The organism is Bacillus sp. mrc49 (assembly GCF_002803435.1).
On record NZ_PHNG01000035.1, the window covers coordinates 1 to 376 of the forward strand.

General features: G+C 49.7%; 1 rRNA gene. It reads left to right on the forward strand.

Annotated elements, in window-relative coordinates:
• Nucleotide 1: 1 nt before the first annotated feature.
• Nucleotides 2-376, forward strand: a 23S ribosomal RNA gene (locus CVN76_RS00325); the annotation flags it as partial.

The following is a 376-nucleotide window of genomic DNA, read 5'->3' on the forward strand; positions in this document are numbered from 1 at the left end:
AAAGGGCGCACGGTGGATGCCTTGGCACTAGGAGCCGATGAAGGACGGGACTAACACCGATATGCTTCGGGGAGCTGTAAGTAAGCTTTGATCCGGAGATTTCCGAATGGGGAAACCCACTGTTCGTAATGGAACAGTATCTTTACCTGAATACATAGGGTACTGAAGGCAGACCCGGGGAACTGAAACATCTAAGTACACGGAGGAAGAGAAAGCAAACGCGATTTCCTGAGTAGCGGCGAGCGAAACGGAATTAGCCCAAACCAAGAGGCTTGCCTCTTGGGGTTGTAGGACACTCAACATGGAGTTACAAAGGAACGGGGTAAATGAAGCGATCTGGAAAGGTCCGTCAAAGAAGGTAAAAACCCTGTAGTTG